This is a genomic window from Bifidobacterium samirii, assembly GCF_003952945.1.
Classification (GTDB): Bacteria; Actinomycetota; Actinomycetes; order Actinomycetales; family Bifidobacteriaceae; genus Bifidobacterium; species Bifidobacterium samirii.
Genome location: NZ_QXGK01000026.1, coordinates 1 through 25,656, shown reverse-complemented (window position 1 = coordinate 25,656; position 25,656 = coordinate 1). Strand labels below are relative to the sequence as shown.

The window sequence follows — 25,656 nt, the reverse complement described above, 5'->3', positions numbered from 1 at the left end:
AGTCAAGATTTGCGGTGGTCATGGCCCAGGTGAGACGCCCGGTCCCTTTCCGAACCCGGAAGCTAAGGCCTGGCACGGCGATGGTACTGCACTCGATAGGGTGTGGGAGAGTAGCACACCGCCGCATACAACGATTAGAGATCCCCGGTAGAGCCCAGCTCCCGGGGATCCTTCATATCCGGACATATCCAGGAATATCGCGCTTACGGACGACAAGGGCCGCACGGGAACACCCGTGCGGCCCTTCTCATATCCTGCCCGGTCTGCCGACAGGGTCAGACGAACACCTTACTTGGCGGTGATGTAGCCTTACTTAGCGGTGATGTAGCCGAGCGCCTTGAGCATCTCGGCGCATTCGAGCGCTCCGCCGGCGGCGCCGCGCAGCGTGTTGTGCGCCAGACCCACGAACTTCCAGTCGAAGATCGAATCCTCGCGCAGTCGTCCGATGGACACGCCCATGCCGCCCTCATAGTCGACGTCGAGCGCGACCTGCGGACGGTTGTCCTCCTGCAGGTACTGGATGAACTGCTTCGGCGCGTGCGGCAGGCCGAGCTCGGCGGCGCGCGACGTGTAGTTGACGAGGCGGTCGACCAGCTCCTCCTTGGTGGGGTTCTTCGCGAAATTGACGAACACGGTCGCGGTGTGGCCGTTGAGCACAGGCACGCGGATGCACTGCGACGTGATCTTCAGACCGCCGTCGAACGGCACGATCTCGCCCTTGTCCGCGTCCACATGGCCGAACACCTTGAGCGGCTCCTTCTCGCTTTTCTCCTCCTCGCCGGAGATGAACGGGATGATGTTGCCGACCATCTCCGGCCAATCCTGGAAGTTCTTGCCCGCACCGGAGATCGCCTGATACGTGCTCACCACGACCTCGCGCGGCTCGAACTCCTTCCACGCGGCCAGCGCCGGCGTGTACGCCTGGATCGAACAGTTCGGCTTGACGGCGATGAATCCGCGCGTCGTGCCGAGCCTCTTGCGCTGATGCTCGATCACGTCGAAATGCTGCGGGTTGATCTCCGGCACGACCATCGGCACGTCCGGCGTCCAACGGTGGGCGCTGTTGTTGGAGACGACCGGGGTCTCGGTCTTCGCATACTCCTCTTCGATCGCGCGGATCTCGTCCTTCGACATGTTGACCGCGGAGAACACGAAATCGACGCCGGCGGCGACCTCGGCCACGTCGGCGACGTTGTGGACGGTCATGCCCTTGACATAGTCGGGCATCGGCACGTCGAGCTTCCAACGGCCGCCGATCGCCTCCTCGTACGTCTTGCCGGCGCTGTGCGCGGAGGCGGCGAGCGTGGTCACTTCGAACCACGGATGATTCTCGAGCAGCGTCACGAAGCGCTGGCCGACCATGCCGGTGGCGCCGAGGATGCCGACCTTCAGTTTGTCTGACATATCAAACCCCTGGATTCATGTTATGAATGGACTATCGGCGCGCCGCGGGCGGCCTCACTGATGCTCCCATCTTACGAATCATGTCGCACAATCCCGCGGCCGCTCCCGAATGATGGGCCGCGGACGCGACGACGCGGTAGGCTGGTAGGCATGTCGAAAGCATCAGCGGAAGCACGCAAGCAACTGGACCGTCTCGTCGCCCTGGGATACCCCGACGTGGCGGACATCAGCGCGGACGCGTTCCGTGCGCTCGCACGCCCGCTGATCGCCGCATTGGAGCACAGCGACCTGGGCTCCGACATCCTGCTCGTGCCCACGCGAGAACTCGTGTCGCCCGAATCCCTGATCGCGCGTACGTCGATCGACCGGATGGCCGGCTTCACGACGATGCCGCCGCGCGACATCGCCAGCTTCCTGCCGCAGGACGGGTTCGAGCCGCCGGAAGGACCGTTCTACCTGGTCGTCGAACCGCACACCGGCACCTGCTACGTGAACCGCGAACCGGACGTGGCGCGCAAGCTCATCGACTCCGACGAACGGCTGCCGCTCACGCTGGAGGAGGGGCTGGCGATCGCCACGCAGCATCCCGAATGGCTGCTGGAGAAGAACGGCTTCAACCTGCTGGGATCGCGCAGCGCCGACGGCCGCGTGCCGAGCATCTGGATGAGCCAGAACGCGCCGCGACTGGGCGCGGTCTGGCCGAACTCGCGTCACACTTGGCTCGGCAACGCGTACTGCGTCTCGCGTCGCGGCGTCAGCCTGTTCCGCTGACTGCGGCAATCATCGGCCAATCATCGTTGGTGACGATGCATCGGCGATACCGCCGGCGTCGACGCTGACGTCAGCGGCATCATCAACGCAATATCATCATCGGCAGTGACGTCGGCGGATCAGCGGCGACGGCGACGCCGCGGGCGGCGGACGAGCGCGCGCACGACCGCGAGGAACGCGGCGGCCGTGCCGAGCGCGACGCCGGCGAGTACCTGCGGGCGACGCAGCTCGTCGCGCAGGCCGACCGCGCCGGTCACGCAATGGTCCTCGAAGAAGACGCGCACCTCGTTGCTGGAATAGCGGCCGACCAGATCGCCCCACGTGAGCAGCTTCGTGAAATACGCGCGCGGATTGTCCTCGCGGAACTCGAACAGGCGCACGCCGCGATAACGCGACTTGGGACCGTAGCATTCGAAACCGCAGGTGGGTGCGTACCCCAGATCCATGCCGTTGACATGCCCGACGAACGAATTCTTGTGGTCATGCCCGCAGAACAGCGCGAAATAGCCGCCGGCGTCGAGCATCGCGTCGACCTCGCCCACGTTCTCGTCGGCGCAGCCGATCGCCTCGCCCAGATGCGAACCGGGACGGCACACGTCATGGTTGAGCACGTAGCAGCGGCCCGCATAGTTGCGTGCGCCCTCCACCGCGTGCGGCGTCCACGCCGGCACTTCGGTCAGGCAGTCGTAGAACTCCTGCGGCGGAATATGCTGGAACGCGATCGCCGGCACCGGGCGGCCGTCGCCGTTGCGGGCCGCCAGTTCACGCTGCACGTCGCCCAGCCATGCGATCGCCTGCTCGCTGGGCGTGCCGTAGCCGTCGGAATCCGCCAGATCGAGACCGCGCGAATTGGCGACGTAGCGCGGATACTGTGCGTCATTCTCGTCCGGCTTGCCCGCGTAGTCGCCCGAATTGACCATCATGACGCTCATCGCGATGCGCCCCGACCCGTCCGACGATTCGACCGGCATCGCGAACGTGCCCGGCTCGAACGAATCCGCCGGATTCATGCAGCCGGGATACTCGCGGTAGATGTCGTCCTGCTCGTCGGCGAGGATGCCGCACTGGAAATCATGATTGCCGTACGTCGCGGCGAACGGGACACCGGCGCTGATGACCGGGCCGAGGAATCCGCCGAACGTGTCGCGTACCTTGCGGCGGGTGTCGTCGAGCAGGTCGTCGAGCGTGACGACGTCGTCGACGGGCGCCGCGTCCGGATCGCGCCGGGCGGCGATGCGACGCTTGACGCCGCGGATCTTCGCCTCGACCTCGGTGACGAGCCGCACCTTCGCGCCGGGATGCTCGCCGCGGCGGCGCAGGAACGTGTCGATGTACGCGGGATCGTAGCCGCGGATCTGGTCGCCGGTGAAGACGACGAGGTCGGGGTCGGAGGCCTTGATCGCGGCTTCGATCATGCGGATCGTGTCGTCGCGCACGTCGGGGCCGTCCTGGATGTCGGCCATCTGCAGCACGCGGAAGGTGCCGTCGGGGCGGAATCGCAATGTCATGGGCATGGGATTTACGATAACGGGCGTATTCGGCACCGGGGTCGAATCCGTCTGTTTTCTTCGCCGGAGCGTCACGTTCCGCGTGTTGCGTGGGCGGGACGCTCGGGATGTGTGGGGCCGGGCAGGCTGCGTGGCGGCGGTAATCCCGTTCTCAGAGAGAGGAATCCCCGGGTATACCGGATGATTCGTTCGTTCGGGATCGCTGAGCGCGGTGATCATGCGGGGTTGACCGGTGGTTGTTCTCGCTGATGGTCCCTCAGCGAGGAATTCGTACGGCTTGGCCGTGGATTCTTCTCGTTGACGGGTGCTCAGCGAGAATATGATCCGGTTGGGTCGGGCGAAGTTCTCTCTGACGGTGCGTAATCGCGATATCTATCCGGTTTGGCCGGGCGTTCCTCTCGATGATGCCTTGCCAGTGAGAAGAATTCCCGTCTCGCCCGCCGATTCTTCTCGCTGCGTGATTGTAAGCGAGAAGAATCGGAGGGTAAGCCGCATGGCTATCTCGTTCACCGGATCCTATCGCGTGAGCTGGGTTCCTAGCCGACGAGATGGCGGAAGAGTTCCGGGTCGATCGGCTGGGCGAGGCGGAGTGTGGAGAGCGTGACCTTCACCGTGCCTTGGCCTTTGGCGTCCGGTTTCGTGGTGAGCTGCGGATTGTCGACTGCGGTGACATGGCCGACGTAGTAGTATCGGCCGTCCTTTTCTTCATGCTTTCTCATGACGAATAAGGGGATGAAGTGACCGTCATCCCATGCTGGCGTTCCTTCATTCTCTCGGATCCAGCGGAATTCCGGCGACTGCGGGGTACGCCCGTTCTTGCTGAAATACCGCATGTCCTGCGGGCTGAGGAACTCGTCCTCGTATTGGCTGGCGGCGTACTTCACGAAGATGGGCATCGTGCCGGTTTCGCGGTCGAGCGCGTAGCCGCCGACGTTCTGCGGAGTGTTCTCCCGCTTCCACCCGCACAGGCGCATCACGTCGGACAGCGTGTACTTGTGTTCGTACAGGAACGCGCGTTCGAACGGCCGCTGTTTGCCGCGCGCCTCGGCGAACAGGTCGCGGCAGTTGAACAGTCCGACCTGGATCGTGTCCGCCAGGAACGTGCGGAACGTGGGATTGGCGTCGAGCATCGTAGAGAATTCGTCGGCCAACCGGTACGCCGGGTCCGCATCATCGGCGCCGTCGGCACCGCCGGCGGGGTGATCATCGACGATGATCAGCGGCGTTCCTCCGAACCGGCGACGATTCGGCTCGGTGAAATACGTCATGTCGAGCACGCCGATCGCAGAATCGAACTGACGGTCCGACGGATCCGCATCCGGGAACGCCCGACGGATCGCATCCATCAGCGCGGACCGGGACAACGCACGCCGCCGACGGCCATTGCGACCGGCCGTATCCCAGTCGGCGGTCCGCCAATCCGCATCGGCGCCGATGAACCCGCACAGCAGCGCCAGGATCAGCGGCTCATGCGGGCGCAGACCCGGCAGCATCAGTTCGGTCGCCATCTTGAGGATGCCGTCCGCGACGGGGGAGATCGGCTCGAGCTGGTCCGCACCGCCGCGATCGTTCACCTCGGGCGCAGTCGACGCGCGCCCGCGACTGCCCAGACTCCGCTCGCGCGAAATCACGAAATCAAGGTAATTGCTGCCCTTCGACGCGAACGTGTACGGCAACGACGGATCGAACCGGTACACGTCGGCCAGCATCGGAATGCGGCCCAGCTCGTACCGCAGCTGCCGATACTGCTCCGTCAGCCGCTTCATATCCGACCAATCGACGGTATCCAACGACCTGAGCACACGCTCGCGGGCGATCGGATCGAAACTGATGGACGACAAACCGATCGACTGACGTTGCAGATTCTTGCGCGCTCGATCGCGATCGCCCGTATTGCCGTACAAGGCGATCGGAATCAGGAAATTATTGACGTAATTGCCGATGAAATCAATGACGACCACACTGTCCTTATGCGGGAACTTGCGCAGGCCGCGACCCAACTGCTGCGTGAAGACAATGCTCGACTCCGTATTGCGCAGCATCACGATCTGATTGACCGCAGGAATATCGACACCCTCGTTGAACAGGTCGACGGTGAACAGATAATCCAATTCGCCACGCTCCAACCGGCGGATATACTCCTCACGCCGCTCCTGCGACACCGCACGGCCCTGCTCATCCGTGCTGGTCACCGCAGCCGTCCGATACGGACGCTCCGCCTGCTGGTTCATCTGCAGATTGAACAGACGCGACAACTCCCGCGCCTCCTCCTGCCGGCTGCAGAACACCAGCCCCGTGACCGGCTGATACGGCTGACCGTACTCATTGAGCTTGTCGATGATGTACCGCACGCGCTCCTCTGATGCCAACTGCCCGATCTCATACTGCAGCTGCTTCGCCGCCCTCGCGGACTTGCCCGAGCGCACGTCGATGCGCACGTCTTCCGGCGAGGCGCCGGACGCATCGGCATCGCCCGAACCGTCGCCGGAACCCAAATACTCCGCCACACCGTAATAGTGGAACGGGCACAGCATACCCTCATCGAGCGCACGCTGCAACCGAATCTCATAGGCGATGTTATGGCCGAACAATGCGAAGACGTTCACCCCGTCCATACGCTCCGGCGTCGCCGTCATACCCAGCGTGAACCCGGCGCCGTCGAAATGGTCGAGGATCCGCTGATAGCTGTCCGCGCCGGCATGATGCGCCTCATCGATCAGCACATAGTCGAAATCATCCGCAGCGAACTGATCCAACGCACCCGGCTGCCGCAGCGTCTGCACCGTGGCGAACACGTACCTGCGATCCTGCTGTCTGCTGGTCCCCGAATACAATCCCAGCTCATCATCCGCACAGCCGAGCACCCGCTGGAACGACGCCATCGCCGCCGTCAGGATCTGCTGTTGCTGCGCGACGTACAGCATGCGCTTCGGCCGGCATGCGCGCACGTCGAACGCGGCCAGATACGTCTTGCCCGTACCGGTCGCGGAGACGATGATCGCACGGCGCTCGCCGGCGTCGCGTAGCGCCTGCAGGTTCGCCAACGCCTCGCGCTGCATCGCGTTCGGTTCGATCCGCTGACGGTCGCGCGCGGCGAGGATCTCCTCGCGCGGTGGCGCGTAGCGTTTGAAATCCTCCTCGTATCGGCGGATCCAATCGTCGGTGAGCGGTGCGGAATGCTCGATCTGCGAGTCGAGTTCGCGGCGCACCTGGCTGATGAGCCCGCCGTCGGCCATCGAAGAGACCTTGAGATTCCACTCGCGCTGCGTGGTGAGCGCGGCCATCGTGAGGTTGGAACTGCCGACGTACAGGTCGTAGTACGGGGTGCCGTCGGGCATGCGTCGGGCGAACACGTAGCCTTTGGGGTGGAACGGGTGGCCTTGGCGCGTGGCGTGGGCGGATGCGCGGCTTGCTGGTGCGTCGGCGCTGCTGTCGTCGCCGATGGCGTCGCGTTCGCCCCAGATGCGCACTTCGACGCCGGTGGTGTCCTGCAGCCGCAGCAGTTCGCGGAACGTGTTCGGATCGTTGAAATAGTTCTTGGTCGACGTGATGATGCGGCTCGGTGCGCTGTTCTCGTGCGCGTCGCGATGATTGCGGAACGATTGCAGCAGCGCCTTGACCGCGCCGGCGTTCACGAACGCGACCGACATGTCGAACGATTCGCTGGTCTCGAGTTCGTGGCTGAGCGCCGCATGCATCGTATTGCCGTCGCCGTTGGCGATCAGCGTCGGCGCATACGCGCCGGGCGTCTCACGGTTCGGTTGGATGAATCCGGCGACGAGATCCTCCAGCACGGACGTACGCGCGGACGCGGCCGGCCGGTCGAGGGGAATCGTGGGATCGGCCACGTCGTCGGGGATGATCGCGGAAGATGCGGTTATTGCCGCGGTCATCGGCATGGCGGCGGTCATCGGTCCTCCTCGACAGTTGCGCGGTCGAGCGCGGCTGTCAAGCCGTCGGCGTCGAGCTTGGTGAGCAGTGCGACGGCATCATGGTCGACGGGCGCCCAGTCGAGCGTGGCGATCTCGGACGGCGGCATTCAACGGAACGCTGCGTGCTCGGTCCGTCGCGGCGTGCCGGACGTGAGCCGGCAGACGAACGTGGTCAGCCGGACCGTGCCGAAGTCGTAGGCGTATTCGCTGGTGCACAGCCGTCTGCCGACGGCGACCTCGCATCGCAGCTCCTCCTCGATCTCGCGATGCAGCGCCTGACATGCGGTCTCATGTGTTTCGATCTTGCCGCCGGGAAACTCCCAATAGCCGGCGAGCGTACGTCCCTCGCCCCGCTGCGCGCACAGGATCCTATCGTCGCTGACGATCGCCGCACCCACGACGTCGATGATGCCGTTCCTCGCTTCCATAGCCACCCAGGATACAACGCGATCGCAGATCCACTGATGGCTGTTCCTCTACTGCGACGACTTTGCCTTGGCGGCCTTCATCGGGAGGTAATACTGGTTATACAGCTTGTTCATTGCCTGGATGAGTTGTTTGCGTAGCGTGGCCGGCGAGTGAATGATGACCTGCGCATCGACGTATTGCAGAGCCCACCAGTATGCGGCTTTGATCGGACTGCGTACCGTGACCTTATACCAGCCGTCCGGATCGGGGCCGACGATCTTCGGGGCGTCGAACCATTCGAAGACGATGTTGAATGCTTCGCGTTTGACGCTCATGGTGACTTCGACGGCTTCGTCGGTGACTGGGTAGGGGCGGTCCTTCATGTAGGCGATGGCATCGAAAGGTCGGTCAGGAATGGGGCTCTGTTCATTCGCATGACGGGCGTTGAGGATGCGATCGATATAGAAGATGCGTCGCTGCGTGGCGTCTTGATGCAACGTGCAGATCAGATAGTATTTCCCGTTTTTGAACGCGGTCTGAGCCGGGTCTACATGGTATTCGCGTGGCTTACCTTGCGTTCCCCGAGGCCGCAGCTCGCCGTTGCGGTCGTAGTCTCCGTAATGAAAGATCACGGATTGGCGCTGCGTGATGGCGTCATTGAGTATGTCGATATTGCGGAGAAACTCTTTGCTGAAGTTGTCTTTCTCGTGAGTGGTGGTCAAGTATTTGTTGCTGATGGTGATGCTTCCGACAAGCTTATTGAGCTTGTCTACGATATCTTTCATGGCGTCGCCGCTGATGCGGGACAGCATCAGGCTGTCTGAGAGCAGTCGGACTTCGCTCGGCGCGAAGAACGTGCTCATGCACCATTTTCCGGTGGGCGCGCTTCCTTGTGTTTCTTCTCCGTTGGAGTCTATCTTGTGGATTTTTCTCTCGAGGAATTGGCTTCCATTCAGCGCGTTGAGCTGATTGCGTACCGTTCGGATGGACGGGGCGTCATCGCCGAATTTCTTGCGTAATTCCGCGTGAATCTCACTTGTGCTGAGACCGTGTTCGGAATGGGTGCTGTTCCACAGGATCTCCAGGATCTCCAGTGTCGCGTTGCTGGCATAGTGCCGAGTTTCCGATGCCGAAGTTATGCTCGCGTCTTCGAGACTGGTCGATTGCTCCATGATCCCGATGCTACCGAGTGAGAGCGGTTATGGCTTCTATTCCAAGGCGTTGGCCGGCTTATTCGACCCCGGCGAGGCAAAATTTTGCCGACCGTGGAAAAGCGGGTGTTCAATATCTTTCAGAAGTCCGGACGGGCTTCGGAAACCAATCTGGCCGCACAAGTCGGTCGGTATAAGACTCTGGAAGGAGTTAGGAACATGGAACAGTACGTGGCAGGCAATGTTGCTGATCAGGGCATCGTCATCCGTTTCGAGAAGTCGGTCAAGCAGTCCATCGGGGGAGTGACCAAGATCGTGGGCCTGGTGAAGGCCAAGTACCTGATCTCCGTGATTGATCGTCTTAACCTTCAGGCCAATCCGCGTAATTCCAAGACCGGTTCCGTGACGAAGGCGATCCAGCGTTCGATTGAAGACGATCCGACGCTGTTTCCGTTCAAGACCAAGGGCCTTCTGCTCGCGGCATCCGATTACGAGGAACTGAACCGTGACCGTGTCCGAGTCATCTTCAAGGATCTCACCACCGAAGGCATTCTGGACGGCGGACATAATACGCTGGCCATCGGCCTGCTGATCCTGGAGCGCGCGATGGGCTTCGCCCGTTCCGAAGGTTTGTCTTCTGCGAAGATCCCCAGTGGCTCCAAGACCTGGAACGACTTCAAGCAGCTGTGGGAAGAGAACCGCGACATCATCCAGCGATATCAGGAATCTCTCCGCAAGGACGAGACCGTTGATCCGAGCAGCGAGTCACAGGGTGAGGACCTGTCGTTCTATGTGCCGGTCGAACTGCTGGTCCCCTCCGATCCCTCCGATCCCATCTGCGTTGAGGACTTCAGCAACAATCTGCTGGAGATCTGCGTCGCGCGCAATAACAACGCCGAACTCAACGCAAGCGCCAAGGCGAATCAGAAGGGCTACTTCGACGCGTTGGCTGAAACGCTGGATTCGATCGATCCGGCGGTAGGAGCCCGCGTCGAATGGAAGACCAACGACGGCGGTGACGTCAAGGTGCAGGACATCGTGGCGCTGACCTGGATCGTGCTGCGTCACCTGTGCCCGGTGGCTGATTCGGACGGCAAGAACGTTGAAGCTCCGGCTGCGGTGAAACTGTATGCTGGTAAGGGGGCCTGCCTTACGACCTTCGAACGCTTCATGAGCTCGAAGGATGTGACCAGCCAGGACCATGGCAGCTACCGTCATGGCCTGCGGAACGAGGACGTGCTCAAGGCGTTCAAGATGGCGGCACAGATCCCGTCCCTGTATGACAGGATCTGCAAGGAATTCCCCGCCTGCTACAACCAGGCTGGCGGCAGCTACGGGCGTATCACCGCAGTGAAGAACCTCAACAGCCGTGTCTCCAACAAGGTCACGCCCTTCCACGGTGAGTCCATCGATCAGGTGAGCCCTGACGGCTTCATCACCCCGCTGGTATACGGCCTGACGGTTCTGGTCGATCCGGACAAGCTGGAATGGCGCGTTGATCCCGCGGCGTTCCTGGATCAGTGGTTCCCGACCATCGTCGAACAGTATAAGGGCGTCTTGCAGATGGGTAACTTTGATCCCCAGAAGGTCGGCAAGGCGGCGATAAGCTATAGCACCGTCGAGAACGCTTTCAAGCTGGCGCTGATGAACGTTCTTGCGTAAGTGCCTCCTCGACGGAGGGAAGCCTACCGAAGGCTCCCCTCCGTTGTCGTATTTGAAGTCTTCGATTCGCTCCGTTTCGGCTTGAGCCGCCGAACGATAGAATGGATTCGTGTTCGGACCGTGCCGCGGGATTCGGCCGTATTGGGCGGCCGAAGCGGTCCGTGCTCGACATATGCATCGCCAAGGAGGGCTTCATCATGATTCTTGTCACGACCACGCCGACCGTCGAAGGGTATACGGTCACCGGGTATCAGGGCATCGTGTTCGGCGAGGTCATCGCCGGCGTGGACATGTTCCGCGACATCGGCGCGAGCTTCCGCAACGTGTTCGGCGGACGTAGTCAAGGCTATGAGGAGGAGTTGATGAACGCGCGCACGCAGGCGCTCGCCGAAATGCAGCAGCGTGCCGAAGCGATGGGCGCGCACGCGGTCATCGGCGTCGACGTCGACTACGAGGTGCTCGGCGCCAACGGCTCGATGCTCATGGTCACCGCCTCCGGCACCGCCGTCACCCTCACCCGCACCGTCTGACCGATCGCAGCCTCATACGGTCGGCCGCCGGTCATCGCGCATGCGATGGCATACGACGGTTCGAGTACGGCAACCTTCGCATTCGTCACGCAACGACGATGCGTGCGTGTCCGTCGTGAGGTTACGGGCCGTTCAAACTTCACAACGGGCACGCGCGTCATGCGATTGCGCGGCCAACGTGAAGGACGATTGAAATTCGCGCGTGGTTGATACCTAGGCAAGGCACATCACGGCTCGGTCAGGTTGCGTCTCGATGGCGAACGTCCCTTTGCCGGCGGTAAAAGGACGTATCTTATCAGCGCATCTTATCTTATCTAATCAGGCCTGATTAGATAAGATAAGATGCGCTGATAAGATAAACGCGACGTGGGAAGGGGCCCACGGTCGACGTCATACCTCACTCCCAACAATGAAACCCGTCAGGATAACGTCCGGAATCGAATAGTCGGACAGGTCGGGAGGCGGTTCCAACAGCAGAAAACCGGCGAGAAGATCGCCGGGACCATCCCCGGCCGCGCATCGAACGTCCCACACGGCTACAATCAGGGACAACGCACCGCCAAGGAGGACCTTGCATGACCACCCCGCCATCATCATCGGCACCGTCCACCATGTCCGCCGCCCCGACGCGAACCCCCACCCTCGCCGACGCGATCTACGGGCAGGCCGTCGGCGACGCGCTCGGCGTACCCTACGAATTCCGCGCACGCGGCAGCTTCCACGCGACCGGCATGACCGGCCACGGCAGCCACAACAAGCCCGCCGGCACCTGGAGCGACGACACCAGCATGGCGCTCGCCGTCTGCGATTCGATCCGCCGCTGCGACGGCCGCGTCGACCCCGCCGACATCCGCCGCCGATTCGAGGACTGGTACGAGTACGGCGAATACACCGTCGACGGCCTGTTCGACATCGGCACCACCACCGTCCACGCGCTCACGTCCGGCCGCGGCATGGACGGCGAATACGACAACGGCAACGGTTCGCTCATGCGCACCATCCCACTCGCGTTCGCCGCCGTCACACGCGCCGACGTCGCCGCGGTGAGCGCCATCACCCACGCCCACCCGATCAGCACCACCGCATGCGCCGACTACGTCGACTACGCGCGCCGCCTCATCGCCGGCCGCACGCCCATCGACGCGCTCGCCGACGGCGGCCCGTTCACGCCCGACCTCGCCGACGAGCCCGAGGAATCGATCCGATCCGGCGGATTCGTGCTCGACACCCTCAAAGCCGCCATCTGGTGCCTCGTCACCACCGACACGTACGCCGACTGCATCCTGCGCGCCGTCAACCTCGGCAGCGACACCGACACGACCGCCGCCGTCGCAGGCGCGCTCGCCGGCATCGTGTACACGGTCGACGGCATCCCCGCCGACTGGCTCGCCGCCCTACGCGGCAAGCCAGTGATCGAGTCCTGCCTGTTCCGCTGAGTCCGCTGATCCCGCTGAGTCCGCTGACGGCAGTCGGTCAGCCGCGCACCGACCATGCGCGGCCGGCCGACCGGTCATACAGCAGCAGCGAATCGTCGCCGATCGCACGACCGTCACGATACCGCGAATGCGTATCGCAATACCACAGGCAGGCGCTGCCGTCACGACGGCAGCCGGCATGCCGGCCGGGCCTCCGGCCGACGCGCCCCTCGTCGGCGCAACCGTCCATGCCGGTGCCGTCGCCGCAATGACGGTGCAGCACCGTCTCCACCGGCGTATGCGCGACGATCTGATCGAACCCGACCAGCGGATCGCGCGCGATCTCCTCCATGCCCGCCCACACCGGCGACGGCGTATCCCCATACCAGCCGCCGCGCTCCGGGCCGACCATGATGCCGAACGGGCGGATCCCGCCGCCGACCCGCCCCTCGGCGAACGCATTGATGCGCGCGGCGACCGCCTCGGCGCTCGCGGCCGGCGACGGCACCGGTTCGCCGGCGTCGTGCAGCAGCTCCTTCATCCAATCCCACCAGCCCTGCGTCACGCCCGCATGCGAGGCGACGACCCGCCGGCCGCACGCGTCGGTGAACCCGTACGCGAGCTGCGGGCGGACTGCATGCAGCAGATAATGCACGTCCGGGTAGGCGCGCTCCAGATAGCCGGGGCATGTGCCCTTGAACGCGTGATGGTTGGCGGTGTCCGAATCGGCCCAATACGTCAGATCGTGATTGCCGAGCAGTACGACCACGTCGCGCACGCGCCGCTGCCGTTCGACCCATTCGACGAGCTGCTCGAACGCCCGCACCTCGCCGTCGGCGGTGATGCCGTGCTCGTTGAGCAGGTCGCCGAGCAGCACGATCGTGCCCGCGTCGACACGGTCCGCCGCCGCCTCGATCAGCGGACACAGCCGACGTCCCTTGCAATGGATGTCGCCGCTGAACAGGATACGGTCGGTGCTGCCGGCACGATGCGGCGCGGTATGTCGCGCATGGCGGCCGGCGGGATGCGGGGGAGCTGGGACGGGCTGGCCGTCATGCTGGGGCGATGACACCGGCGGTTCCGTTGACGCCGATGGTCCCGGCGTTGCCGATGACTCCGATGATGCCGGCGGCGTCGGTGGTGCGGGAGGCAGCGGCGGCAGCGGCGGAAGAGACGGCCTCGGTGGACGAGGCGGTCGTGGCGGCTCCGGCGGTTTCGATGATTTCGACGGTTGTGATGGCTGCGCGGATCGTGCCGGTTGTGACGATACGGCGACGCCCGCCGATGCCGTGCGCGAATTGTCAAAGCCTCTGACGATGCCGCCGTTGACGCCGCCGGTGATACGCGGGTCGTCGTCGGGTGACCAGTGTCGTGCGGGCGTGAAGGTCGAGTCGGGGATTGCTCCGCCGGGCCGGCAGACGAATCGTTCGGCGATGCCGGAGAACGTGACGTCGCCGTTTTCGATGTCCACGTCGCACCGGACGCCGTCAGGAAGACGTGTGACGGCATCGAAGTCCTGCGCGTCGACTGCCTTGACGATGATGTCGTAGAACGCGTCGCGGCCGGTCAGGCGATGGCCGGTGCCGTCGTATCCGAGGAAACCGGAGGTCAGGTGACGGACCGCGTCGACCCGTCCCGTCATCCGCAGCCCGTCGACGATGAACTCGACCCGCTGCTGATACCGGAAGAACGGCCTCCCGTACGGCATCTCATCCTCCTGACTCCGCTGATCCGACGCGTGCGCTGCCCGGCAGCGCCTCCGCGTTCCAAACCGTCCCTATCCTCGCGCAATCCCGTCATAAGCGCAAAGCCGCTGTCGTTTCCGGATTCCCCGACGCTGTTACGGGTTCGTATTTCGCTAAGTGAGGGCAGATTTCTGCTGTTGCGGAATGCTATACGGCAAACTGAGGGCATCCGCGCTCCCGTGGTGCCTGTCGCGTCCTTCGGTTTTTGGCCAGATGCCATGCCGTATGCGCCGGTTGCGGAGCGTGCAATGCCCTCACTTCGCCGTATGGCATTCCGCAAAGTCCGGAATCTGCCCTCAGTGTGTCAGATGCAGCATGGGCTTCCTGTCGGCCTCTGATCTGGGCGCGACGACTAGACCACCGGACTGGCCGGCCAGACACACATTTTGGCCTATAACCCCATTTTGGCCTATAACCCCAGATGCATGGCACGATCCTTCGGTCGGGCCGCTGAGCTGGGGCTTTGCCGGTTCAGGAAAAGCGAAAGGCCGGAACCTTTCGGCTCCGGCCTTTCGTCTGGTGCGAGTGGGGGGACTTGAACCCCCACGAGCATACACTCACTGCCACCTGAAGACAGCGCGTCTACCATTCCGCCACACTCGCAGACAAGTGATTAATTTACACCCGACCCTCCGATGTGCAAAATACGGCGTGTCGCAAGTGTTTCCAACGGTTTTCGTCGAGTCTGGCAGTGACGAGCAGGAGTCGTTCTTAAGTTATCCGGGTGATTTTCCGGCGAATCCGTCGGAAAATCACCCGCACATGCGGTCGGATATGCGTCGAACCTGCTCGGATTCATGCCGTTCGGCGTGTCGTTAGGCCTCCCGCGTCAGCCGCGCGACCCGTTGCGGTAGAAGCGGGCGAGCGTCTCGTCGCGGAACTCCTCGAAGTATCCGCCGTCGATCGAGTCGCGGATGTCGTCGAGCAGCTTGATGAAGAAGTGCTCGTTGTGGATCGTCGCCAGCGTGAAGCCGTTGTACTCGTTGGCGCGCAGCAGGTGGTCGACGTATGCGCGCGAGTAGTGCGTGCACGTGTAGCACTCGCAGCCTTCCTCGAGCGGGCCGAAGTCGAACTTGTGCTGGGCGCGCTTGACGTTGTAGCGGCCGTCGCGCGTGAAGATCGCGCCGTTGCGGCCGCATCGCGCGGGGGCGACGCAGTCGAACGTGTCGCCGCCGTTCTCGACGCACGCGAAGATGTCGTCGACGGCGGCGATGCCGAGCACGTGGCGCGGCCGGCTTTCCGGCATCGCGTCGCAGATCCACGCGCAGGTGTCGCCGATGATGCGCTTCTCGATCGCGCCGCCGATGCCGACGCCGTCGAAGTCGAGCGAGGCGATCTGCTCGGCCGCGTGGCGGCGCAGGTCCTCGTAGTTGGCGCCCTGCACGACGCCGTACAGCGCCTGGTACGGCTTGCCGACGCGCTCCTCGGTGAGCCTCTGGTGCTCGGCGACGCAGCGCTGCGCCCAGCGGTACGTGCGTTCGACGGACTCCTCCTGGTAGCGGCGCGTGTTCATGAGCGTGGTCAGCTCGTCGAACGCGAACATGATGTCGGCGCCGATCTTGTGCTGGATGCCCATCGAGATCTCGGCGCTGAAGCGGTGCAGCGAGCCGTTGAGCGGCGACTTGAACGTGACGCCGTCCTCGTCGACGAACGCGAGGCGCTCCTTGCCTTCGGCGATCACGTCGTCGGACTTCATGCCGGTCACGTCCATCGCGAGCGTCTTCTTGAATCCGGCGCCCAGCGACAGTACCTGGAAGCCGCCCGAATCGGTGAAGGTCGGGCCGTTCCAGTTCATGAACTTCGCGAGGCCGCCGGCCGCGTCGAGTACGTCCTGGCCGGGGCGCTCGTACAGGTGGAACGCGTTGGACAGCATGCACTGCGCGCCGGCGTCCTTGAGCGTCTCCGGCAGCACGGCCTTCATCGCGGCCTGCGTGCCGACGGGCACGAACGCGGGGGTGCGGATGTCGCCGTGCGGCGTGTGGATGACGCCGGTGCGGCCGTATCGTGCGCCGCCGCGGCCCTTGCCGTCGGCCGCGTCGTCGAGGCGGGTCTTCTGCTCGAAGCCGAATGCGGAGCGGTCGCCCGGTTTGCCGGGCGCGGCCCCGCGGGGGTGGTCGATGAGGTTCGTCGCGTCGGCGCCGCCGTCGATGCGGTCGGCGGCGCGGCCGTCGGCGACGGTCGGGGATTGCATGGAATCGGTCATGACGTCCACTGTAGGTGAAGCCCGGTAGGAGTCCGCGGCCGTCGAGATATCCGGGAGCAAACTCGATTATTTCTTCCAAGGAACATTCAGGAAACTTCCAGAGCGGATATCTTTACTCGTACATAGCAGTTCACCGGGCTGGAATGCGAGCGACGCGAACGGAACGAACAGAGATTGGCCCGGCAACGACCTAAGGAGCAACCAATGGCTGAAGAGCGCAACAACGATCGGGCCGAGTACGACGCCCGCACCGCGCAGCCGACCGTCGACGGGCAGGGCACGCCCGTCCAGCCGGCGTCCGAGCCGACGACGATGACTTCCGGCGCGACCGATCCGTCCGCCACGACCGCACTGCCGACCACGTCCGCCGACGAGCATCCGACGACGACGCTGCCGCTGCCGTCCGACGCCAAGTCGGGCGAAACGGCCGCCACCGCGACGATGCCGCCGGTCGCCGACGCGTCGTCCGTCGCACCGAACTACGCGGCCGCGGCGGGGGAGACGACCGTCGTGTCGAACACGCCGGCGTCCGACGGCCAGCCGACGGCGCAGTACCGTCCGGCACCCGAATACGGCGCGTACGATCCGTCGGCGCAGGCGGCCCAGCAGAACGCCGCGAACCAGCAGAACGCGTCGAACCAGCAGCCGACGCAGCCGTTCGGCTTCTTCAACGGCAACCCGTTCGTCGGCGGCCAGAACGGCCAGAACCAGCAGAACGGCCAGAACCAGCAGGGCAACGCGCAGAACGCGAACCGCAACCCGTTCCACAATCCGTTCCTCGCCGGCCAGCAGAACCGCCAGAACCAGCAGAACGCGCAGCAGAACGCCGCGAACCAGCAGCCGCAGGCCCAGCAGGGCGGCAACGGCGGCCAGTTCCCGCCGTTCGGCGGCACGCCCAGCCCCGCCTACGGCCAGAACCCCAACGGCCAGAACGGCCAGAACGGCCCGTTCGTGCAGCAGGCCGCTGCCGCCAAGAACGGCAACCGCGCCGCCGGCACGGTCGTCACCGCGGTCGTGGCCGCGCTCGTCGCCGCGGCGCTGAGCCTCGGTGTCGGCTACATGGCCATCACCGAAGGCTGGGTGAAGGTGCCGACCACCAGTTCGCTGGCCAGCGTCAACTCCAACAAGTCCGGCTCCGGCTCGGCCACCGCCAAGAGCGGCGAGGCGGTCGACTGGACCGCCGTCGCCGGCGACGTGTCCGACTCGGTCGTCTCCATCCAGACCGTGATGAGCGACGGCACCGCGAAGGGCTCCGGCGCGATCCTCGACTCCGAAGGCCACATCATCACCAACAACCATGTGATCTCCGGCGCGCAGCAGATCCAGGTGACTCTCGCCAACGGCACAATCTACTCCGCGCAGCTCGTCGGTACCGACTCCACCACCGATCTGGCGGTCCTCAAGCTCGACAACCCGCCGAGCGACCTGAAGGCCGTCGAATTCGCCGACTCCGACGAACTCGCCGTCGGCGAGAACGTGATGGCCATCGGCAACCCCCTCGGCTACGACGACACCGCCACCACCGGCATCGTCTCCGCGCTCAACCGCCCGGTGACCGTGACCGACGACAACAACAACGAGATCGTCACCAACGCGGTGCAGATCGACGCGGCCATCAACCCGGGCAACTCGGGCGGTCCGACGTTCAACGCGGCCGGTCAGGTGATCGGCATCAACTCGTCGATCGCGTCCACCGCCTCGTCGTCCAGCTCCGCCGGATCGATCGGCATCGGCTTCGCGATCCCGTCGAACCTCGTCAAGCGCGTGGCCGACGAGATCATCGAGAACGGCTCGGTCAAGCACGTCGCGCTCGGCGTGACCATCCAGAGCGACACGGTCGAAGCCGACGGCGTGACCCGCGGCGGCGCGAAGATCGTCACCCCGTCGTCCGGCGGCTCCGCGGTCGTCTCCGGCGGCCCGGCCGACAAGGCGGGCCTGAAGGCCGGCGACACGATCGTCGCGTTCAACGGCAACGCGGTCAACAACAACTACTCGCTGCTCGGCTACGTGCGCGCCTCCGCCCTCGGCGACAAGGTGACGCTGACGATCGTGCGCGACGGCAAGACCATGGACGTGGACGTGACCCTCGACCAGGAGGAGGCGTCGGTGAACGGCTCCAGCTCGTCGAACAACAGCCAGAACCAGCAGAACCAGCAGGACGGCAACGGCTCAGACGGTTCCAGCGGTTCCAACGGCTACGGTCAGAATGGTTACGGTCAGAACGGCTATGGCCAGGGCGGCAACGGCAACGGTTACGGCTATGACGGCGGCGGCTTCTCCGACCCGTTCGGCCTGTGGTAAACCGATGCTGATGCGGTGCGTGACGGCCCCGGCCGTCGCACCCGTACCGGCTCACTGAACGAAAGGCTCCCCTCGGGGAGCCTTTTCGCGTTCCCGCTCGGTTTCCGCTCGTTCCCGCGGCGCGCAATCCCGCCTCGTTTGGGGTTTCGCCGCCCACCTGATACGATGGGCGGGCGCCATCCGCGCGGCCGCATCATCTGCCGGCCGGTGTCGGAGAGGCGCGGACAACTGAATATTTCTGTCAATCTTTACGCCGTGTATCGAAGCATTCCGCGCGGCGCCGGCGGCATCCGCCCGGCGTCCATGGCAATGTCGCGATGGGTTAACAAGGCGTGAATGCAGTGCCGAAGGCGCGCCCGGGTGAATCCCGCGAGGCGGCGTCGGCGGCCCGTATGCGAGCGTAAGGAGAAACGATGCGTAAAGCCATCGATCTTTGCAAGCACATCTGCACGTTGGTCCCCCTGCTGCCCGTGGTGATCCTCGCCTCAGTGCCGCTGGCCCTGCTGGGCTCGTGGCGTCCGTGGTATGCGGCCGTCGGCGATCTGCATCTGCCGGTCCTGGGCGATCCGGGCGTCGGCCAGTGGCTGGTCATCGCGCTCGTCGCGTATATCGTGGTCGACACGGTCAAGGGCATGGTCGAGGACATCCGCAACGGCCAGGTGGGTGTCGACCTGCTGGCCGTCGTCGCGATCCTGTCGACGGTCGCGGTCCACGAATACTGGGCGAGTTGGGCGGTGACGCTGATGATCACGTCCGGCGAGGCGATCGAGGCGTACGCTGAGGCGAAGGCCGAAAGCAGCCTGACCGCGCTGATGCAGGCCGCGCCGCAGACCGCGCACGTCGTCACGCTGCCCGGCTTGGACGGTCATGTCCATGATTCCGCAGCCGCGCACGCCGCCGCGGCCGGCGAAGGAGGGTTCCGCCGCGTCGCCGACGCCGGCTCGACTGGTTCCGCCGGTTCGGCCGCCGGCCCCGCTGCGTCGTCGCCGACGGCGTCCGCAGCCGACGGCGACGCGTCTGCCGCCGTCGCGTCCGTCGCGTCCGGCGACGTCGCCGCGCACTATCGCACGGTTCCCGCCGACCAGGTGGATCTGGGCGACGTGATCGTCGTACTGCCCGGCGAGACCGTGCCGGTGGACGGCGAGCTGCTGTCCGGCTCGGCCACGCTCGACCTGAGCGCCATCAACGGCGAGCCGATGCCGCGCGAGGTGTTCGCCGGCGCCCGCGTCATGTCGGGTGCGGTCAACGGCGCGACGACGCTGACGATGCGCGCCACGCAGAAGGCGTCCGACTCGCAGTACCAGCGGATCGTGCAGCTGGTCGCCTCCGCGCAGGAGTCGCGTCCGGCGGTGGTGCGCACCGCCGACCGTCTGGCCGTGCCGTTCACGATCCTGTCGCTGCTCATCGCCGGTGTCGCGTGGATGGTGGCGGGCACGCCGCTGCGGTTCGCGCAGGTGCTGGTGCTGGCCACGCCGTGCCCGCTGCTGATCGCCGCGCCGGTCGCGTACATCGCCGGCACGGGCCGGCTCGCGAAGTCCGGCATCCTCATCAAGACGCAGGACGTGCTGGAGAATCTGGGCCGCGTCACGCACGTGTTCTTCGACAAGACGGGCACGCTGACGGTCAAGCAGCCGCAGGTGGTGCGCGTCGAGATGCTGCCCGGCTCCGGCACGCGCCTGAACGAGGACCATGTGCTCATGATGGCGGGCGTGGTCGAGGGCTATTCGGTGCACATCCTGTCGAAGGGCATCGAGAAGGCGGGCCGCGAGGCGATGGCCCGGCTCAACGGCCGGTTCGCCGACGGCCAGCGCCGCTGCCCGGAGCGTGACTTCCCCGGTCACGGCCGCGACTATCCGGTGGTGCGCGACGTGCGTGAGGATGCCGGCAAGGGCGTGTCCGGCGAGGTGAACGGCCATCTGGTGCGGGTGGGCCGACTGTCGTTCGCGAACGCGAACGCCGCCGGATTCCAGCCGGTGTCGGCCGGCGCCGCTTCCGCTTCCGTCGCGTCCACGTCGCCGCTGTCCGACCATGACGTGCGCACCCGTTTCGGCATGCTGGCCGCCGACGAGATGGCGTCGTACGTGTCGGTCGACGGCCATCTGGTCGCCCGCATCGTGATGCGCGACGTGCCGCGCGCCAACGCCCGCGAGTCGCTGGCCCGGCTGCACGAGTTGGGCGTCGGTACGCTGACGATGCTGACCGGCGACAAGCGCGCGTCGGCCCGCGTCATCGCCGACGAGGTCGGCATCGACGAGGTGCACGCCGAGCTGTTCCCGGAGGATAAGGTCGCTGCCGTGCGCGCCGCGACCGCCGGTGCCGCCGGTGCCGGCGCCGCAGCGGCCGGTCGTGCCGCCGGCCGCCGCGGCCGTCGCCCGGTGACGATGATGGTCGGCGACGGCGTGAACGACGCGCCGGTGCTGGCCGTCGCCGATCTGGGCGTCGCGATGACCGACGGCACGTCGACGGCCGCCTCCGAGTCGGCGCAGGTGGTGATCATGAACGACGACATCGCCGCCGTACCGCAGGCGATCGCGATCGCGCGCCGCACCCGGCGCGTGATGCTCGAAGCGGTGCTGCTCGGTCTGGGCCTGGCCGTGATCGGCATGGTCGCCGCCGCGTTCGACCTGATTCCGGTGGTCGTCGGCGCGTTCCTGCAGGAGGCGATCGACGTCGTCTCGATCCTCTGGGCGCTGACCGCCCTGTTCGACCGCGACTGACCGCCGCTGCTGCCGTCGCCGTCCTCAGGATTCGCGGACACCACCCCTGTCGCAATGGGAGGCTTTGCGATAACCTAGTTCGCGTGACTGAATCTGTGAACACCGAAACCAACGAACTGCGCATCGCAGTCATCGGCGCCGGACCGGCCGGCGTCTACTCCTCCGACATCTTCCTGCGCCAGCTCTCCAAGCTCGGCGAGGAGCTGGGACTGGGCACCAAGGCCCGCATCGACCTGTTCGAGAAGCTGCCCGTGCCGTTCGGCCTGGTCCGCTACGGCGTGGCCCCCGACCATCCGTCCATCAAGTTCATCGCCTCCGCGCTCGAGAAGACGCTCGACAATCCGGACATCCACCTCTACTGCGACGTGGAGTTCGGCAAGGACGTCACGCTCGACGAGCTGCTGGCGCGCTACGACGCGGTCCTGTTCGCCACCGGCGCCGTCAAGGACAAGCCGCTCAACCTGCCGGGCGCCGACCTCGACGGCGTGTACGGCGCGGCCAAGTTCGTCGAATGGTACGACGGCTATCCCACCGGCGCCCGCGAATGGCCGCTGGACGCCGAGGAGGTCGCCGTGATCGGCGGCGGCAACGTGGCGATGGACGTGGCCCGCGAGCTCATGCGCAACGCTGACGATCTCAAGGCCAAGACCGACATCCCCGACAACGTGTACGAGGGCATCCAGTCCAACAAGGCCAAGGTGCTGCACCTGTTCATCCGCCGTGGCGTCGCCCAGGCCAAGTTCAGCGTGCAGGAGCTGCGCGAGATGGAGAAGCTGCCGGGCGTGCAGCTCATCATCAACGAGGACGACTACGACCTCGACGAGGAGACCATCGAGGTGGCCGGCCAGGACAAGCTCACCCGCCAGATGGTCGAGGAGCTGTTCACCATCCGCGAGATGGCCGAGGACATGGAGGACGACGGCGACGTCGACTTCGAAGGCAACCCCGCCGACCGCAAGTACTACGTGCACTTCAACTCCGCGCCCACCGAGATCCTGGGCGAGGACGGCAAGGTCGCGGCGATCCGCGTCGAACGCACCGAAACCAGCGCCGACGGCAAGATGACCCGCACCGGCGAATTCACCGACTATCCGGTGCAGGCCGTGTACCACGCGATCGGCTACCAGCCGGCCGAAGCGCCCGGCATCGCCTACGACGCCAAGGGCGCGCACCTGGCGAACGCGAACGGCGACGGCCGCATCACCACCGAAGCCGCCGGCGGCGACGTGCGCGAACGCCTGTACGCGACCGGTTGGGCCAAGCGCGGCCCGGTCGGCCTGATCGGCTCCACGAAGTCCGACGCGCTGATGATCGTCACCAACATGCTCGAGGACCTCGCCAAGGCCGCCGAAGGCGGACGCGTCGCCGAGGACCGCGACCCGCAGTCCATCGACCGTCTGCTGGAAAGCCGCGGCGTCAAGCCGATCGACTTCGCCGGCTGGAAGAAGGTCGACGCCTACGAGCGCGCCGAAGGCGCCAAGGAAGGCCGCGATCACAAGAAGGTCATCGACCCCGAGCAGATGCGCGCGCTGGCCCACGCCTGACCGGCCCACCCGATTGCGTGCCGGTTGCGGCTGACGTCATGGGCACGGCAGTCGAACCGCCCGTAATGCGAGGCGTCGTCGGATCCGTCCGACGGCGCCTCGTCGCATATCCGACTACGGGATTCGGCCCGTATCCGCCGGCGAACTCCCGTGAATCCCAGGAACCCCCAGCCGTTGCAAATCGGTTTCATCAGGCGTGAGACACGCGCCCGCCGTCGTATCGGCCGCTCATTACACTGTCCCATGGCGTGCGGCGACGCACGTCCCGGTTATGTCCGGCTGATACACGGTCATTTATCGTTGGCAGAGTAGTCACCTGTTGTAGTTTTTGCTTGCTTTGCCTTGTCTGAACGTGATATGATTTGCTTATGCGTGCGAAGGAATGGGCCGCCCGAGAGGGTTTGAACGAGCAGACGGTGTGGAAGTGGTGCCGTGAGAACCGCATGCCCGTGCCGTTCGAGCGTTCGGGAAGCGTGTGGCTCATCCACGACCCGAAATACGAGAAGGCCGATGCGCCCGTCGCGGGTTCGCGCATGGTCTGCTACGCCCGCGTCTCCTCCCCGGACCAGAAGGCGGACCTGCAACGCCAGGCGGACCGGTTGAAGGCGTTCGCCCTTGCCATGGGTGTGGAACACCCCGAAGTGGTCGTGGAGACCGGTTCGGGTATGAACGACAAACGCAGGAAACTGAACCGGATTCTCGCCGACCCGACCATCGGCGCGATCATCGTCGAACACCGCGGCCGTCTGGCCAGCATGAACGCCGGACTCGTGGAAAGCGCGTTGAAGGCACAGGGGCGTCGTCTCATCGTCGTGGACGACACGGAACCGGACGACGACCTGGTACGCGACATGGCCGAAGTGCTGACCTCGTTCTGCGCCCGCCTGTATGGCAGACGGGACGCCAGGAACAAGGCGAAGGCCGCATTGGAGGCGGCGCGTGATGCTTGAGGCCGTCAGGGTGACATTGGATCCCACGCCCGCGCAGGAGCGCGGGCTCATGTCCCATGCGGGCGCGGCGCGGTTCGCGTTCAATGCCGGGCTGGCGCATGTCAAGGAGATGCTTGAAGCCAGAGAGAGGCCGGCATGGTCCTTGTATGCGCTGCGCCGCTGGTGGAACGCGAACAAGGAGACGTTGGCCGTGGACGCGTCCGGCGCGCCGTGGTGGCGGGAGAACAGCAAGGAGGCGTACAACAGCGGTCTCGAAGCGCTGTCGGACGCGTTGTCGAACTGGTCGAAAAGCCGGAAGGGGCAGCGCAGGGGACGCAAGGTCGGGTTCCCGAGGTTCAGGACCAAGGACAGGGCGACCCCGCGTTTCGCGTACACGACCGGCTCGTTCGGCCTCATCGACGGCGACCCGAAGGCGCTGAAGCTGCCACGCATCGGGCGCGTCCACTGCATGGAGAACGTCACGAAACGGGTCGGAGACGCGAAGGTGCTGCGCATGACCGTCGGCCGTCATGCGGGCCGCTGGCACGCGTCATTGACGGTCGAACGACCCGACGCGGCGCCCCGGCCGGCGCCGACGGGCGGAACGGTCGGCATCGATCTGGGCGTCAGGACGCTTGCCACGCTCTCGAACGGCACCGTCATCCCGAATCCGCATACGCTCGCATCCCACGAACGCCGGTTGAAGCACGCACAGAAGGCGTTGAGCCGCAAATCCGGCGGGTCGAACCGTCGCCGCAAGGCCCGTGAGCGGGTCGCCCGTCTCCATGCCCGTGTCGCCGACCGGCGCCGCGATTTGCTGAACAAGCTCACCACGATGCTCGCATCCACGTATTCGGACATCTGCATCGAAGACCTGAACGTGGCCGGCATGGTCGGAAACCATCGCCTCGCCAAAGCCGTCGCGGACGCGTCTTTCGCGGAATTCCGCCGCCAGCTCGAATACAAGACCGTCCGCACGGGTGCGCGGCTGCACATCATCGACCGCTGGTATCCCAGCTCGAAACTCTGCTCGAACTGCGGGAGCGTGAAAGCCAAGCTTTCCCTCAGCGAGCGAACCTACCACTGCGAAAGCTGCGGCCTGACCATCGACCGCGACCTGAACGCGGCCGTCAATATCCAAGTCGTCGGGAGTGCCCCGGAGACGTTAAACGCGCATGGAGGAAACGTAAGACGGAACGGCGCCAGGCGTCGCGCAACGCGGGATCCGATGAAATGCGAACCAAGCAGCGGTGGAAACCGTGTGAGACTTGGAGCGAACGCCCGCAAGAGCGTTCTGCAAGCCAAAACAAACTAGGGTGTGTTTACGCTAGTTGGTGTTGTGTGATAATCGGTATATGTGTACGCCGAGGTATGACATCACGCTGGACCAGTTCATGAGGATCGCGCATCTGCTGCCGCGTCAGCGCGGCAACGTG

At 65.0% G+C, this 25,656-nt stretch carries 16 protein-coding genes, 1 tRNA gene, 1 rRNA gene and 1 pseudogene; 11 read left to right on the top strand and 8 right to left on the bottom strand.

Annotation, left to right across the window (positions count from 1 at the left end; genetic code table 11):
• The first annotated feature begins 10 nt into the window (after positions 1-10).
• Positions 11-127, top strand: a 5S ribosomal RNA gene (gene rrf, locus D2E24_RS09665).
• A 182-nt stretch (positions 128-309) separates the two neighbouring features.
• On the opposite strand, the gene asd is transcribed toward rrf, so the two are convergent.
• On the bottom strand, positions 310-1,404 hold the full coding sequence (asd, locus tag D2E24_RS09660; protein ID WP_125969115.1) for an aspartate-semialdehyde dehydrogenase: 1,095 nt from the start codon (positions 1,402-1,404) through the stop codon (positions 310-312).
• Between the two features lie 150 nt (positions 1,405-1,554).
• Between asd and D2E24_RS09655 the strand changes: the two genes are divergently transcribed.
• A complete protein-coding gene (locus D2E24_RS09655; RefSeq protein WP_125969114.1) occupies positions 1,555-2,175 on the top strand; it encodes a DUF5701 family protein in 621 nt (206 codons plus the stop codon).
• Positions 2,176-2,294: 119 nt separating this feature from the next.
• Here D2E24_RS09655 and D2E24_RS09650 read toward each other — a convergent pair whose 3' ends face one another.
• From D2E24_RS09650 to D2E24_RS09635, 4 genes and pseudogenes are all read right to left on the bottom strand, one after another.
• On the bottom strand, positions 2,295-3,683 hold the full coding sequence (locus tag D2E24_RS09650) for a metallophosphoesterase family protein (RefSeq protein WP_164521090.1): 1,389 nt from the start codon (positions 3,681-3,683) through the stop codon (positions 2,295-2,297).
• A gap of 536 nt (positions 3,684-4,219) precedes the next feature.
• The gene (locus D2E24_RS09645; RefSeq protein ID WP_241222958.1) at positions 4,220-7,594 is read right to left on the bottom strand and encodes a DUF3427 domain-containing protein; all 3,375 of its coding nucleotides are present in this window, start codon (positions 7,592-7,594) and stop codon (positions 4,220-4,222) included.
• Positions 7,591-8,043, bottom strand: a pseudogene (locus D2E24_RS09640) ((deoxy)nucleoside triphosphate pyrophosphohydrolase). Before D2E24_RS09640 ends, D2E24_RS09645 begins: the two are co-directional and overlap by 4 nt.
• Positions 8,044-8,091: 48 nt before the next feature.
• Positions 8,092-9,195, bottom strand: coding sequence for a helix-turn-helix transcriptional regulator (locus tag D2E24_RS09635; RefSeq protein ID WP_125969113.1), 1,104 nt, complete (start codon positions 9,193-9,195; stop codon positions 8,092-8,094).
• 198 nt (positions 9,196-9,393) lie between these two features.
• On the opposite strand from D2E24_RS09635, the gene D2E24_RS09630 reads away from it, so the two are divergent.
• The 3 genes from D2E24_RS09630 to D2E24_RS09620 all read left to right on the top strand — a co-directional run bounded on the left by D2E24_RS09630 (position 9,394) and on the right by D2E24_RS09620 (position 12,802).
• Positions 9,394-10,836, top strand: coding sequence for a hypothetical protein (locus D2E24_RS09630; RefSeq protein WP_125969112.1), 1,443 nt, complete (start codon positions 9,394-9,396; stop codon positions 10,834-10,836).
• 197 nt (positions 10,837-11,033) lie between these two features.
• A complete protein-coding gene (locus D2E24_RS09625) occupies positions 11,034-11,366 on the top strand; it encodes a putative heavy metal-binding protein (RefSeq protein WP_125969111.1) in 333 nt (110 codons plus the stop codon).
• Positions 11,367-11,941: 575 nt separating this feature from the next.
• On the top strand, positions 11,942-12,802 hold the full coding sequence (locus tag D2E24_RS09620) for an ADP-ribosylglycohydrolase family protein (RefSeq protein WP_241222957.1): 861 nt from the start codon (positions 11,942-11,944) through the stop codon (positions 12,800-12,802).
• 37 nt (positions 12,803-12,839) lie between these two features.
• Here the strand turns inward: D2E24_RS09620 and D2E24_RS09615 are convergent, their stop codons facing one another.
• Entirely contained in the window at positions 12,840-13,853 is a 1,014-nt protein-coding gene (locus D2E24_RS09615) for a metallophosphoesterase (protein ID WP_125969110.1), read from the bottom strand.
• 38 nt (positions 13,854-13,891) lie between these two features.
• Here D2E24_RS09615 and D2E24_RS10385 point away from each other — a divergent pair, with 38 nt between their 5' ends.
• Positions 13,892-14,095 carry a hypothetical protein gene (locus tag D2E24_RS10385; protein ID WP_164521089.1) on the top strand — a complete coding sequence of 68 codons (204 nt, stop codon included), beginning with the start codon at positions 13,892-13,894 and terminating at the stop codon, positions 14,093-14,095.
• A 948-nt stretch (positions 14,096-15,043) separates the two neighbouring features.
• Here D2E24_RS10385 and D2E24_RS09605 read toward each other — a convergent pair.
• Together D2E24_RS09605 and tgt are read right to left on the bottom strand one after the other, a co-directional pair.
• Positions 15,044-15,129 (bottom strand) — tRNA-Leu (locus tag D2E24_RS09605).
• Positions 15,130-15,355: 226 nt separating this feature from the next.
• Entirely contained in the window at positions 15,356-16,717 is a 1,362-nt protein-coding gene (gene tgt / locus D2E24_RS09600; protein ID WP_420897492.1) for a tRNA guanosine(34) transglycosylase Tgt, read from the bottom strand.
• Between the two features lie 216 nt (positions 16,718-16,933).
• On the opposite strand from tgt, the gene D2E24_RS09595 reads away from it, so the two are divergent.
• The 5 genes from D2E24_RS09595 (at position 16,934) to tnpB (ending at position 25,535) form a co-directional block, all read left to right on the top strand.
• On the top strand, positions 16,934-19,030 hold the full coding sequence (locus tag D2E24_RS09595) for a trypsin-like peptidase domain-containing protein (protein WP_241222955.1): 2,097 nt from the start codon (positions 16,934-16,936) through the stop codon (positions 19,028-19,030).
• A 413-nt stretch (positions 19,031-19,443) separates the two neighbouring features.
• Positions 19,444-21,747, top strand: coding sequence for a heavy metal translocating P-type ATPase (locus D2E24_RS09590; RefSeq protein WP_125969108.1), 2,304 nt, complete (start codon positions 19,444-19,446; stop codon positions 21,745-21,747).
• An 83-nt stretch (positions 21,748-21,830) separates the two neighbouring features.
• On the top strand, positions 21,831-23,291 hold the full coding sequence (locus D2E24_RS09585; RefSeq protein WP_125969107.1) for an FAD-dependent oxidoreductase: 1,461 nt from the start codon (positions 21,831-21,833) through the stop codon (positions 23,289-23,291).
• A gap of 368 nt (positions 23,292-23,659) precedes the next feature.
• On the top strand, positions 23,660-24,241 hold the full coding sequence (locus D2E24_RS09580) for an IS607 family transposase (protein WP_125969106.1): 582 nt from the start codon (positions 23,660-23,662) through the stop codon (positions 24,239-24,241).
• A complete protein-coding gene (tnpB, locus tag D2E24_RS09575; protein WP_125969116.1) occupies positions 24,234-25,535 on the top strand; it encodes an IS607 family element RNA-guided endonuclease TnpB in 1,302 nt (433 codons plus the stop codon). The genes D2E24_RS09580 and tnpB overlap by 8 nt, the downstream gene beginning before the upstream one ends.
• The last annotated feature ends 121 nt before the right edge of the window (positions 25,536-25,656 follow it).